This window comes from Pseudoflavonifractor sp. An184 (assembly GCF_002160305.1).
In the GTDB taxonomy this organism is placed as follows: domain Bacteria; phylum Bacillota; class Clostridia; order Oscillospirales; family Oscillospiraceae; genus Lawsonibacter; species Lawsonibacter pullicola.
The window spans coordinates 20,237-33,567 of record NZ_NFKI01000037.1 but is presented as its reverse complement, the minus strand read 5'-3'; the positions used below and the strand labels follow the sequence as shown (position 1 = coordinate 33,567).

General features: G+C 63.3%; 10 protein-coding genes. 3 read left to right on the top strand and 7 right to left on the bottom strand.

Annotated elements, in window-relative coordinates; all coding sequences use genetic code 11:
• Positions 1-1,050, bottom strand: a 1,050-nt coding sequence (gene mutL, locus B5F19_RS11975) for a DNA mismatch repair endonuclease MutL (RefSeq protein ID WP_140394227.1), incomplete at its 3' end; no start/stop codon positions are given.
• Positions 1,051-1,686: 636 nt separating this feature from the next.
• Positions 1,687-3,108 carry a glycine--tRNA ligase gene (locus B5F19_RS11970; protein ID WP_087290764.1) on the bottom strand — a complete coding sequence of 474 codons (1,422 nt, stop codon included), beginning with the start codon at positions 3,106-3,108 and terminating at the stop codon, positions 1,687-1,689.
• 819 nt (positions 3,109-3,927) lie between these two features.
• Here B5F19_RS11970 and B5F19_RS11965 point away from each other — a divergent pair.
• Positions 3,928-5,166: a substrate-binding domain-containing protein gene (locus B5F19_RS11965; protein WP_087290762.1), complete on the top strand. Its 1,239-nt coding sequence runs from the start codon at positions 3,928-3,930 to the stop codon at positions 5,164-5,166.
• 144 nt (positions 5,167-5,310) lie between these two features.
• Here B5F19_RS11965 and B5F19_RS11960 read toward each other — a convergent pair whose 3' ends face one another.
• Complete coding sequence (locus B5F19_RS11960) at positions 5,311-5,583, bottom strand: hypothetical protein (protein ID WP_087290760.1); 273 nt, start codon at positions 5,581-5,583, stop codon at positions 5,311-5,313.
• Positions 5,584-6,328: 745 nt separating this feature from the next.
• On the opposite strand from B5F19_RS11960, the gene typA reads away from it, so the two are divergent.
• Together typA and B5F19_RS11950 are read left to right on the top strand one after the other, a co-directional pair.
• Positions 6,329-8,158 (top strand): translational GTPase TypA, encoded by a 1,830-nt coding sequence (gene typA / locus B5F19_RS11955; protein WP_087290759.1) that lies wholly within the window; start codon positions 6,329-6,331, stop codon positions 8,156-8,158.
• Positions 8,159-8,442: 284 nt separating this feature from the next.
• Positions 8,443-9,675: a glycerate kinase gene (locus B5F19_RS11950; protein WP_087290757.1), complete on the top strand. Its 1,233-nt coding sequence runs from the start codon at positions 8,443-8,445 to the stop codon at positions 9,673-9,675.
• A 143-nt stretch (positions 9,676-9,818) separates the two neighbouring features.
• Here the strand turns inward: B5F19_RS11950 and jag are convergent, their stop codons facing one another.
• From jag to rnpA, 4 genes are read right to left on the bottom strand one after another with little or no spacing between them, the layout of a single operon-like run.
• Positions 9,819-10,706 carry an RNA-binding cell elongation regulator Jag/EloR gene (jag, locus tag B5F19_RS11945; protein ID WP_087290755.1) on the bottom strand — a complete coding sequence of 296 codons (888 nt, stop codon included), beginning with the start codon at positions 10,704-10,706 and terminating at the stop codon, positions 9,819-9,821.
• Position 10,707: 1 nt separating this feature from the next.
• The gene (locus B5F19_RS11940; protein WP_087290753.1) at positions 10,708-12,153 is read right to left on the bottom strand and encodes a YidC/Oxa1 family membrane protein insertase; all 1,446 of its coding nucleotides are present in this window, start codon (positions 12,151-12,153) and stop codon (positions 10,708-10,710) included.
• 39 nt (positions 12,154-12,192) lie between these two features.
• Positions 12,193-12,411 (bottom strand): membrane protein insertion efficiency factor YidD, encoded by a 219-nt coding sequence (gene yidD / locus B5F19_RS11935; RefSeq protein ID WP_087290752.1) that lies wholly within the window; start codon positions 12,409-12,411, stop codon positions 12,193-12,195.
• The gene (gene rnpA, locus B5F19_RS11930) at positions 12,408-12,761 is read right to left on the bottom strand and encodes a ribonuclease P protein component (protein ID WP_087290750.1); all 354 of its coding nucleotides are present in this window, start codon (positions 12,759-12,761) and stop codon (positions 12,408-12,410) included. The genes yidD and rnpA overlap by 4 nt, the downstream gene beginning before the upstream one ends.
• Between the last annotated feature and the right edge of the window lie 570 nt (positions 12,762-13,331).

The following is a 13,331-nucleotide window of genomic DNA, read 5'->3' as shown; positions in this document are numbered from 1 at the left end:
CTGGCGGGGCGTCACCGTGTCGTGGGGCTTGGGCCTCTCCAGCACCGCCGCCGGGCGGGTGTGGTCCCGCTCCAGGGCGGCCAGGACGGCGTGGTACACCGCCCCGAACACCGAGCGCTCATTGCCGAACTTCACCTCGGTCTTGGCCGGGTGGACGTTCACGTCCACCGCGCTGCGCTTCAGCTCCAGGTGGAGGACGCAGGCGGGAAACTTGCCCACCATCTTCTGGTTTTTGTACGCCTCCTCCAGGGCGGCCATCATCAGCCGGGACTTCACCTGCCGGCCGTTGACGAAGAAGAACTGCCAGTTCCGGCTGGCCCGGCAGCAGGCGGGCTGGGACACATAGCCGGTGACCGCCATATCCTCCCCGGAGCCGCTGACCTGGGTGAAGCCCAGGGCCAGCTCCCGGCCCAGAACGGCGTACACCGCCGACTGGAGCTGCCCGTCCCCGGGGGTGAGCAGCTCCTGCTTCCCGTCCCGGAGGAACTTCACGCTCACCTCCGGGTGGGACAGGGCCACCCGCTGGACCACGGCAAAGACGGCGGCCCCCTCGGCCGCGTCCTTCTTCATAAATTTCAGCCTGGCCGGGGTGTTGTAGAACAGGTCCCGCACCACCATGGTGGTGCCCAGGGGACAGCCCGCCTCCTCCACCGGTCCGGGCACGCCCCCCTCCAGGGAGAGGGAGGCCCCCAGAGAGCTGTCCTGGGTGCGGGTCATCACCTCCACCCGGGAGACGGCGGAGATGGCCGCCAGGGCCTCCCCCCGGAAGCCCAGGGTGCCGATGGCCTCCAGGTCGTACTCGGTGCGCAGCTTGCTGGTGGCGTGGCGGAGAAAGGCGGTCTTCAGCTCGGAAGCCGGAATGCCGCAGCCGTTGTCGGTCACCCGCAGAAATGTCATCCCCCCGTGGGCGATCTCCACCGTCACGGCGGAGGCCCCCGCGTCAATGGCGTTCTCCATGAGCTCCTTGGCCACGGAGGCGGGCCGCTCCACCACCTCGCCGGCGGCGATCAGGTCGGCCACATGGGAGTCTAATACTTGTATGTTGGGCATGGATACCTCCAAATGAGAGCATAGTCTGGCATCTTACTGTTATTATAACACAGCCGGAGGAAAAAGGCGAAAGGTTTTCCTTGGGGAGGGATTTTTGCCGCCGCCCTATTTGGCAGGGTTCGCCCTGCGGGGCGGGTGAGGGGGCAGGTTTTTCCCCACTCCGCAGGGGCGGCTCCATAGGGCCGTCCGTCTCTGAGGTTTCCAATGCTTGTAGGGCGGGGGCTTGCCCCCGCCGCCGGGGTTTCTGCTCCCTATGTATGGCGAGACGACCTCAGCGCGCCGTCTTGCAGGGGAATTTCGCCGCCTGCTCATTTTAGCCTTCCCCTCGGGGGGAAGGCTGAAAAAAGCAGACGGCAGATTCCAAAAATGAGAAAACCGCCTTCCCGCGGAACAATCCACAGGAAAGCGGTTTTTTGTGGAAAAATCAGTAGGCCAGCTTCTCCTCCAGCCAGGCCTTCAGCTCAGAAATGGGCACTCGTACCTGCGCTCCCACAAACGCAGGCGTTTGTGGGGCCCCAAGGCCGATTTTAAATCCTCGGGCGGAGTGAATCCGCCCTCCGGCGAGATTTTGGCTGCGCCAAAATGCTCGGTTTCCGCCGCTGTGCGGCGGGCATGGAGCAGGGGGAAAACTTTTTCTTAATAAGCCAGCTTCTCCTCCAGCCAGGCCTTCAGCTCAGAAATGGGCACTCGTACCTGCTCCATGGTATCCCGGTCCCGGATGGTGACGGCGTTGTCCGCGGGGGTCTTGTCGTCGCCCACGGTCTCGAAGTCCACGGTGATGCAGTAGGGGGTGCCGATCTCATCCTGGCGGCGGTAGCGCTTGCCGATGGAGCCGGCGTCGTCGTAGTCCACCATGAAATACTTGGACAGCTCGGTCTGGATCTCCCGGGCCTTGTCGCCCAGCTTCTTGGACAGGGGCAGGATGGCGCACTTGAAGGGGGCCAGAGCGGGGTGGAGGCGCAGGACGGTGCGCACGTCGTTCTTGGCCTCGTCCACCACCTCCTCGTCGTAGGCGTCCACCAGGAAGGCCAGGGTGACGCGGTCGGCGCCCAGGGAGGGCTCGATGACGTAGGGGATATAGTGCTCGTTCTTCTCCTGGTCGAAGTAGGTCATGTCCTTGCCGGAGGTGTTCTGGTGGGCGGTCAGGTCGAAGTTGGTGCGGGAGGCCACGCCCCACAGCTCGCCCCAGCCGAAGGGGAAGACGAACTCAAAGTCGGTGGTGGCGTTGGAGTAGTGGGAGAGCTCCTCCGGGTCGTGGTCGCGGAGACGCAGGTTCTCGTCCCGCATGCCCAGGTTCAGCAGCCACTTGTGGCAGAAGTCCTTCCAGTAGGCGAACCAGTCCAGCTCAGTGCCGGGGGTGCAGAAGAACTCCAGCTCCATCTGCTCAAACTCCCGGGTGCGGAAGGTGAAGTTGCCCGGGGTGATCTCGTTGCGGAAGGACTTGCCGATCTGGCACACGCCGAAGGGCAGTTTTCTCCGGGTGGTGCGCTGGACGTTCTGGAAGTTGACAAAGATGCCCTGGGCGGTCTCGGGGCGCAGGTAGACGGTGTTCTTGGCGTCCTCGGTGACGCCCTGGAAGGTCTTGAACATCAGGTTGAACTGGCGGATGTCGGTCCAGTTGTGCTTGCCGCAGGTGGGGCAGGGGATGTTGTGCTCCTCCACGAACTCCTTCATCTGGGCCTGGGTCATGGCGTCCACACTGTGGCCCAGCTCGAAATTGTTCTCCTGGCACCAGTCCTCGATGACCTTGTCGGCGCGGAAGCGCTCCTTGCACTCCTTGCAGTCCATCAGCGGGTCGGAGAAGCCGCCCACATGGCCGGAGGCCACCCACACCTGGGGATTCATCAGGATGGCCGCGTCCAGACCCACATTGTAGGGGTTCTCCTGGACGAACTTCTTCCACCAGGCCTTCTTCACGTTGTTCTTCAGCTCCACACCCAGGGGGCCGTAGTCCCAGGTGTTGGCCAGGCCGCCGTAGATCTCGGACCCGGCGAAGATGAAGCCCCGGCCCTTACACAGGTTTACGATTTTTTCCATGGTCTTTTCGCTGTTTTTCATGATAAAACTCCTTTTATTCCTAGCATTGGATGGTTTTTTGATTGATATACATTTCCAAGAGGGGGAAGCAGGGTTTGGAATTAGTTCGTTTTGCGCGGGGGAGTTTCGCCGCCTGCGGGCGGCGAGTTCCTTTGCCCATGGCGGCAAAGGAACCAAAACGCCCCCGGGGTGAGCTCAGGATGGGCACTTACGTGCCCATATTCGCCCACCCCGGACCCCATTACGGGGGACGCGCTCCTGGTTGGTTGGAGCGGAAGCTCCGGCGCGCAAAATCTGAGTGAGCATCTAAATTCCCGCCGGGCCACTGGGCCCTGGGTTTGCAAAATTTATTCCTGGTGCGGTTCAACTGCTGCGCCTGGCGTTGTAGAGCCAACGATCCGGTGTATGTGTTGCCGTAGGGGCGATCCTTGCAGCCGCCTGTTCTCCCATGCTCCACGTTGCCTGCAGGGCACAGCCTCCGTCCAAATAAAAACGCCCCGAGCCGGAAAAGGCTCAGGGCGAATCAAACGATCCGTGGTTCCACCTGAATTTGTACCAGAGGTACACACTCGACCCCCGTAACGTGGGGAGACGGCGGGCCATTGCCTGCCCGCGCTCCAGAGGGCCTTCCCGCCGCGCCTTCGTGGGATTCGCACCGGCCATCCCATCTCTGATATTCCCGGCCCGGGGTACTGTTCTCTGTCGTCGCTTTCGGATTTGCACCCCATTGTAATATACATTTTTCCACCTGTCAAGAGCTGGATGTGGAGATTTGGTCCTGTTTTTTCCGGGAAAATGTGCTATCATAGAGATACAAAAAATATAGAGGAGGGACCCGCTATGAAATTGTGGAAACCGGCCGTCTGTCTGCTCTTGTCCGGCCTGCTGCTCTCCGCCTGCGCCGCCCCGGCGGGCTCCGCCTCCAGCGGGGCGGAGGGGAATCCAGGCGGGAGCCCTGAGGCCGGCCCGGAGACAGCCCCCATAGAGTCCGGCCTGGACCTGGAGAAGCTGGGGGTGACGGAGAAAAATTACCCCCGGGTGGACGGCTCCACCTCCACTCTGGGCATCGTCCAGGCCGCCTATGAGGCGGTGTTCGGCCCGGAGTCCATGGATGAGGAGGGCTACCCCTGGGAGGCCTCCAAGACGGTGCCCTCCTATGAGAAGCTCATCGCCGGAGATCTGGACCTGATTCTGGCCCCCTCTCCATCCGCCGATGTGCTGAGCCAGGCCAAGGAGGCGGGGGTGGAGCTGGAACTTGCTCAAGTGGCCGCCGAGGCTCTGATCTTCATCACTCCGGTGGAGAACACCGCCGCCAACATCACCGGGGACCAGGTGCGGGACATCTATCTGCACAACGGCATCGCCAGCTGGACGGAGCTGGGGGGACCGGACCGGGCGCTGGTGCCCATCTGCCGCAACGCCGACAGCGGAAGCCAGTCCCAGCTGGACAACCTGATTTTGAAGGGGGAGCCCATGGACCCCTCCATCCAGGAGAACTATGTGGAGCTGACCATGGAGGGGATGCTGGAGCAGACCGCCTTTTACCACACCGGCGGGATGTTCGGCCAGCCCAGCGACAGCTATGCCCTGGGGTATACCCTGTTTACCTACCTTCAGAACATGGACGAGATCACCGGCATCGCCTCCTCCCTGAAGATTCTGGACTACGAGGGGGTGCCCGCCACCGCTCAGACCATTTCGGAAGGGAGCTACCCCCTGACCGGCGGCTACTACGCCGTCACCCGGGCGGACCTGCCGGAGGACCACCCGGCCCGGGTCCTGACCCGCTGGCTGCGGTCGGAGGAGGGGCAGGTGGCTATTCTCTCCCGGGGCTTCCTGCCCGTCTATCTGGACCAGCTGCCGCCTCAGGACACAGAGGAAAACGCCCGCCAAGCTGTGCTGAACTATTACAGCGGCTGTGACATTCAGGAGGTGACCCTGGTCGGCCGGGAGGGGGACCGGATCACATTCCAGGTCCAGGCGGAGGCCGGGGGCCAGAGCAGCCTGTGCACCATCACCCTGAACTACTATCCCCGGGGCTGGCAGGTGGTCAGCGCCGATCTGCCGCCAGGACTTTGAGGTACGCCCTGCGCCCCATTGGGCGCAGCCTTCCCAACCGGGGAGAGGAGAATTCCCCGGGGGCGGCAACCCTCCAAAATAAGAGAAAGCGCTATGCAGAAAGGTTAATTACTCTGCATAGCGCTCTTATTTCAGACTCAAAATTCAAAGCGCCAGCATCCGCAGGGTAAACGTCAAGGTCATCACCACCACCCCCATGCTGGCGCAGGCGTCCAGAACCAGCGCCCGGCGGCGGGCCCTTCTGGCTCTGGTCCGGCGGGGACCGGGAACACTCTCCCGGGGGAGGAGGACGCGGGTTTCCCCTGCCTCCTCCGGCTCCTGTTGGGCCTGAGCCAGCCGGCGGCGGTACTCGGTCAGGTCCACCACATTGCCGGTGTGGCGGATAAAGTTTCCAGTGGTGTAGTACAGGGTTTGCATCGTCTCTCCCTCCAATAAATGCCCGGCGGGCGGATTGACCGGTAACCGGCCTGTTATGTGTATCATACTGGGCTGCCCGTCCCATAGTTGGGACTTTCCAGCGCCCCGGCCAAATTCAAACGTATGTTCGTATCAAGAATACAACAAATGTTCGATTCTGTCAAGAGCTGTCGAACAGGTTTTCGGTTTTCCACACTTTCCACCGAGTTTTCCACATAGATTTCCCCAGGGTTCCGCTTTTCTGCCAAAAGCCGCCAGGAAAAGGAGGGGACAAATTTGTGTGAGATTTTTTGCAAATTCGTTGCGTTTCCCACCAAAGAGCGGTATAATATACCGTCTGAATGAATTTCAGGGGAATGTTTCCCCGGGGCGGTCCGCTCCGGTGGAAGCGATTCCTTCGTTTTGGCACGTCCGGACGAACTTGCACGGGCCGGTGTGTCTTCGGATTGATTGCAGGAGGATTCAAGAAATGCGGAACGAGAAATTGAGAAATGTTGCCATTATCGCCCACGTCGACCTCGTCGCCGCAAAGTCCGCTTAAGCTCGGGACGCCCAGGTGTGGGCATCCCTCGCCCGCTCCCTTACGGCTCCTCTCCAAACCGAACCCGCTTCGCTGGGCTTCGGTTTGGGGTGCGGCTCCGCCGCACAGGAGAAAGAAGGATTTTTAAAACGCGCCATTCGGCGCGCCCCATCTGCGATGGGGCCCCGAGTGGTTTTGCCATAGATCAGTAGGAGGATTCAAGAAATGCGGAACGAAAAATTGAGAAATGTTGCCATTATCGCCCACGTCGACCATGGCAAAACCACTCTGGTGGACCAGATGCTCAAGCAGTCCGGCGTGTACCGGGAGAACCAGGCCGTGGTGGAGCGGGTCATGGACTCCAACGACCTGGAGCGGGAGCGGGGCATCACCATCCTGGCCAAGAACACCGCCGTGGAGTACAACGGCGTAAAAATCAACATTGTGGACACCCCGGGCCACGCCGACTTCGGCGGCGAGGTGGAGCGCATCCTGAAGATGGTCAACGGCGTCATCCTGCTGGTGGACGCCGCCGAGGGCCCCATGCCCCAGACCCGCTTTGTGCTGAGCAAGGCCCTGGAGCTGGGCCACCGGGTGATCGTGGTGGTGAACAAGATCGACCGTCCCGACCAGCGGGTGTACGAGGTCATCGACGAGGTGCTGGAGCTGCTCATGGACCTGAACGCCACCGACGAGCAGCTGGACTCCCCCATGCTGTTCTGCTCCGGCCGCCAGGGCACCGCCTCCGTCCAGCCCGACGAGGCGGGCAGCGACTTGAAGCCCCTGTTCGACACCATTCTGGAGTATATCCCCGCCCCCGAGGCGGATGTGGACGCCCCCTTCCAGATGCTGGTCTCCTCCATCGACTACAACGAGTTTGTGGGCCGCATCGCCATCGGCCGTATCGAGCGTGGCGTGATCAAGCAGAACCAGGAGATCGCCGTGTGCAACTACCACGATCCGGACGCCGCCCCCAAGAAGGCCAAGGCCACCGCCCTCTATGAGTTCGACGGCCTGGCCAAGGTCCCCGTCCAGGAGGCCACCGCCGGCAACATCATCGCCATGAGCGGCATCGGCGACGTGACCATCGGCGACACCATCTGCGCCCCCGACTGCGTGGAGCCCATCGAGTTCGTCAAGATCTCCGCCCCCACCATCGAGATGACCTTCTCCGTCAACGACTCCCCCTTCGCCGGGCGGGAGGGCAAATTCGTCACCAGCCGCCAGCTCCGGGACCGGCTGTTCCGGGAGACCCTGAAGGACGTGTCCCTGAAGGTGTCCGAGGTGGAGAACTCCACCGACTCCTTCAACGTGGCCGGCCGGGGCGAGATGTCCCTGTCCATCCTTATGGAGACCATGCGCCGGGAGGGCTATGAGTTCCAGGTGTCTCCCCCCCGGGTGCTCTACCAGGAGATCGACGGCAAGAAGTGCGAGCCCATGGAGCTGCTGGTGGCCGACGTGCCCAACGACTACACCGGAGCGGTCATCAACAAGCTCCAGTCCCGGCGGGCCGACCTGCAGAACATGACTCCGGTGGGGAACCGCACCAAGCTGGAGTTTATGGTCCCCTCCCGGGGCCTGTTCGGCTACCGCAACGAGTTTTTGACCGACACCAAGGGGGAGGGCATCATGGCCTCCGTCTTTGACCACTATGAGCCCATGCGCGGGGACATCCAGCGCCGTTCCACCGGCTCCCTGGTGGCCTTTGAGACCGGCGAGGCGGTGACCTACGGCCTCTTCAACGCCCAGGAGCGGGGCACCCTATTCATCGGCCCGGGCACTCCGGTGTACGCCGGCATGATCGTGGGCGAGACCCCCAAGGCGGAGGACATCTCTGTCAACGTGTGCAAGAAGAAGCAGCTGACCAACATGCGTGCCTCCGGCTCCGACGAGGCGCTGCGCCTGACGCCTCCCAAGCAGATGTCCATGGAGCAGTGCCTGGAGTTCCTGGCCGACGACGAGCTGCTGGAGTGCACCCCGGAAAATTTACGCCTGCGCAAGCGCGTTCTGGACCACGGCGAGCGCATGAAGCTGGCCTCCAAGAAGAAGGGGTAAGTTTATCTGTCCCTGAAAAATTCAAAGAACACGCTCCGCATCGCCAAAAACAGGCAATGCGGAGCGTGTTTGCTTTACAGATTGATCCCGCTGACAGGCCGCGGCGCGGCCATTCTGCGCTGGCGGCCCTGCGGTTCGCTTCCATGACAACCGCCCTATATCGGGCTTCTCTCAAAAAATTGATTTGCAGACAATCCAAACCCCGGTCCAGTATGGTATCATGATATCAATGTCCGGCACTCTCCGAACAGGGCCGGGATTTCCATTTCCAGGGGGCGACTATCATGTCCATCCACACAGACGCGCAAACCATCATCCAGGAGGCTCTGACGGCCTGCCTGCCCGACCAGGCGGTGCGCCGGGCCCTGGAGGGCCGGACCTTCGGCGCGGGCCGCGTCTTTCTTGTGGCCGTGGGCAAGGCGGCCTGGCAGATGGCCCACTGCGCCGCCCGGCTGCTGGGGGACCGGCTGGAGGCCGGGGTGGTGGTGACCAAGCACGGCCACAGCCGGGGGGAGATCCCCCGGTGCGCCGTCTATGAGGGGGGGCACCCGGTCCCCGATGAGAACTCCTTCCGGGGCACCCGGGCGGCCATGGAGCTGGTGGAGAATCTGACGGCGGAGGACACGGTGGTGTTCCTGGTGTCCGGCGGGGGCTCCGCCCTGTTTGAATGTCCCCTCATTCCGGCGGAGGAGCTCTCCCATCTGACCCAGGCCATGCTGGCCTGCGGGGCGGACATTGTGGAGATGAACACCGTCCGCAAGCGGCTGTCCGCCGTGAAAGGGGGGAGGTTCGCCCAGCTGTGCGCCCCGGCCCGGGTGTTCTCCATCGTCCTGTCCGACATTCTGGGGGACCCCCTGGACATGATCGCCTCGGGCCCCGCCTACCCGGACCAGTCCACCTGCGCGCAGGCCCAGGCGGTGGCGGAGAAGTACCGGCTCCCCCTGTCGCCCCAGGCCCGGGCGCTCCTCCAAGAGGAGACCCCCAAGGCGCTGGACAATGTGGAGACGGTGATCACCGGCAGCGTCCGGGAGCTGTGCGCCGCCGCCAGCGCGGCCTGCCGGCGGCTGGGCTATGAGCCGGTCCTGCTCACCGACCAGCTGTGCTGTCAGGCCAAGGAGGCGGGCTCCTTCCTGGCCTCCATCGCCAGGACCCACCAGGACACTCAGAAATCCCTGGCCTTTCTGGCCGGAGGCGAGACGGTGGTCCTCCTCACCGGCCAGGGGAAAGGGGGCCGCAACCAGGAACTGGCCCTCTCCGCCGCCCAGGGGATCGCGGGACTGGCGGACACCCTGATCTTCTCCCTGGGCTCCGACGGCACCGACGGCCCCACCGACGCGGCGGGGGGCCTGGTGGACGGAAGCACGAAGGACCGCCTGGAGGCGGCGGGCCTCACTATCCACCAGGTTCTGGCGGAGAACGACGCTTACCACGCCCTGGACCGGGTGGGCGGCCTTATCCGCACCGGTCCCACCGGCACCAACGTAAACGACGTGGCGGTGGCGCTCATCAAACGATAAGAAAGCGATTCCACTCGAGGCGGGCTGCCGCCCCCTCGAGCTCCCCCGCCCCAACTTGAGCGGATTCATCTCAACAGAGGTTTTTGACAAGCAAAAGCGGGAGGAACGTGAGTTCCTCCCGCTTTTGCTTGTCTGTATAAACTTTACTTCTGCCCCGGGGCGTAGGCCACCACCGTCCGGCGGTTGGGCTCCACGCCGGTGGAGTAGGTGGTCACGTTGGGGTAGTCCTGGAGGGCCGCGTGGATCACGTGGCGCTCATAGGCGTTCATGGGCTCCAGGGTCATGTTCTTGCGGTACTTGACCACCTTGCCGGCCACCTTCACCGCCAGGCGCTGGAGGGACTCCTCCCGCTTGGCCCGGTAGCCCTCGGCGTCGATGTGGATGCGCACCCGCTTGGACTGGCCGTGGTTCACCGCGTAGTTGGTGAGCTGCTGGATGGCGTCCAGGGTCTCGCCCCGGCGGCCGATGATGGCGCCCAGGCCGCGGCCCTGGAGAATCACCTTATAGCCGTTCTCACTCACATAGATGTCGGGGACCGCCTCCACCTGGAGGTGCTCCATGAGTCCGGCCAGGAACTCCCGGATGCGGGCGGCCTTGGGGTCGCCGGCGGGGGCCAGCTCCAGAGGCTGGCCGTCCATCCCCTTGGGGGCGTTGGTCTCCTCCCGGCCGATGAGCACCTCATCCCCGGGCTGCAGGCGGTTGGCGTCCTCTCTGGGGGCGGGCTCCGCCTTTTTCTCCGCCTGGGGGGCGGGGGAGACGGGCTCGGCCTTCTTCTCCGGGACAGGCTCCGCCTTGGGGGCTGCGGGCTCCGGGGCCTTCTCCGGGGCGGGGGAGGAGGGCTCCTCATCCTCGCCGGGGACCTCGTAGCTCACCCGGACCTTGGCGGGGTTGCCGCCGAAGCCCAGGAAGCCGGACTTGGCCCGCTCAATGACCTCCACGGATACGTCGTCCCGGTCCAGGCCCAGCTGGAACAGGGCGGCGGCAATGGCGTCTTCCTCAGAACGTCCGGTGGTCTCAATCCACTTTCTCATATCAGACACCTTCCTTCTTGTCGTCCTCGTCCTCGGGGATCTCCACTTCCACCTGCTCCACTTCCACTTCGACCTCCTCGGTCTCCACAGGAGCGGCCTCGGGGGCAGTGGTCTCCGCCTCAGCGGGAGCGGGGATCTCAGGGGCGGCCTCAGCCTCCTGAACAGGGGTCTCCTGGACCTGGGTCAGCTGGGGCTGCTCCTCCTGGGAAATGGGCTTGGTCTCCTTCTCCGGGGCGGGGGAGGTCTTTTCGGCCTCCTTCTTGTCCTTTCTGCCCTTCTTGCCCTTCTGGGCATTCTGGGCCTCCGCCTGGGCCTTCAGCAGCTCGCTGGGGTCCCGGTAGGGCTGCACGCCGCCGAAGCGGTTGGGGTCGTAGGCGCGGCCCCGGGCGTAGGCCCGGATGCCGATGCGGCTGTCATCCTTGTTGATGCCGGGCTCGGTGGGCTCGGCCTTCTTGGGCTTCTTCTTGCCCCGGTTCTTCTTCTCCTCCTCCAGGCGGCGCTGGCGCTCCAGACGGGCCTCCTCTTTGCGGCGCTTCTCGTCCTCTTTCTCCTGGCGCTCCCGCTCGGCGGCCTCGGCCCGGGCCTTCTCATAGTCCTTCTTCAGCAGGCGGCCGCAGATGAGCTCCTGGAAGATGGAGAAGATATACTGGGCGATCCAGTAGATGGACAGGCCGGCGGGAACGGTGAAGCCGATCCACAGGGACATGATGGGCATGAAGATCATCATGGTGCGGTTGGTCTTGGCCATCTGTTCGTTCTGCTCACCGCCCCGGTTCATCTGGTTGGTCTTCATGCTCACATACATGGACAGCAGCGAGGTGCCCACCGACACCAGGGGCAGCAGGAACAGGCCCACAGAGCCCCAGTTCATGCCATTGGACCAGAAGTTCAGCTGGGGAATGTTGGCCAGATTGATGCCCAGGAACTCCACGTTCATGGAGAACAGTCCGGCCCCCGCCGACTCGCCCAGGGCAGCCTTCACCTGCTCCAGCACGGCGGGGTCGGCGATGGCCTTCAGCATGGCGATCTGGGGATAGGTGCCGGAGTTGGCCACGCCGGTGATCTCGGCCACCGTTTCGATCATGTCCGCGGGCACGTTCATCAGATAGGTCAGGGGCTCCCGGATGATGCCGTACAGCACCATCAGGAAGATGATGGGGATGAAGGACCACAGGCACCCGCTCATGGGGTTGACCTTCTCCTTCTCATAGAGCTTCTGGATCTCCAGGTTATAGCGCTCCCGGTCCTTGCCGTACTGCTTCTGCAGCTGCTGCATTTTACTGGAGAGCAGGTTCATCTGGATCATGCTCTTCTTGCCCTTCAGGTTGAAGGGGAAGAGCACCAGCTTGATGACCAGGGCGAATAAAATCAGGGCGATGCCGTAGTTCTGGGAAAAATCATAAAACAGCATCAACAGCCATGCGAATGGCGTCAGAATAATACCCACAACGGTACCTCCACATTGTAAATTGAATCCGGCCGGGTCCTACGGCACGGGGTCGTACTCGATGGACTTCTGCCGGTGGAAGGGGTTGCACCGCAGAATGCGGCGCACGGCCAGAAGGCCGCCCTTCAGGGCGCCGTACTTCTCCACCGCCTCCAGGGCGTAGGCCGAGCAGGTGGGGATGAAGCGGCAGCAGGGGGGACGGGCGGGAGAGATCTCCCGCCGGTAGAACCGGATCATCCAGATCAGCAGAGCTTTCACGGCCGCGCCTCCCGGGGCGGACAGATCCCCAGCTTGCGCATGAGCTGGAGAAAGCTGCGCTCCAGCTCCGGGTACCGGCCGTAAATCACCCGGGCGCGGGCCACCACCACCACGTCGTAGCCCGGCAGAAGCCGGTGCTCGTTGGTGCGGTAGAGCTCCCGAATGCGGCGGCGGGCCCGGTTGCGCTTGACGGCGTTGCCCAGCTTCACCCCCGTGGTGATGCCCAGACGGCTCACCGGCCGGTTGGTCTTCCGGCAGTAGACGGCGAAGTAGGGGGACACGGCGCTCTTGCCCTTGCTGTACAGCCGGCGGAACTCATGATTTTGTTTTAGTGCTATGGTATGCTTCATGAAGGGTTCCTCCGGATGGTTTTGGAGATATAACACATAAGACACAAGAAAAGCAGACCCAGGGGATTTCGCCGCCTGCGGGCGGCGAGTTTCTTTGCCCATGGCGGCAAAGGAACCAAAACGCCACCGGGAACGGCACATCCTGAGACAATCTTTCATTTCCGTAGGGGCGGCACACTGGGCCGCCCGCCGGGGGGGCAGGCTAAGAAGTCACCCTCATCTGTCACGCTTCGCGTGCCTCCCTACCCCTTTTGGCCTTCGGCCATTTCCCCCTGTCAGGGGGAATCAGCCTTCCTCCTTGCAGGGGGAAGGCTTTCGGGCGGGTCTTGGACCCGCCCCTACGGCGGATATGGGAGCGACCGCGTTATTCTCGTAGGGGCCGGTCTGGGACCGGCCCGCGGGCGCACACTGTGCGCCCCTACGACGGGAAACGGACCAGCAACCAGGATCGTTCCCCTCATCCGTCTGGCCTACGGCCAGCCACCTTCCCCTAAAGGGGAAGGCTACGGGCGACCGCAAGGGTCGCCCCTACGGTGAAAACGCACCGGGAGCGTTGGCTGAGAAAACCCA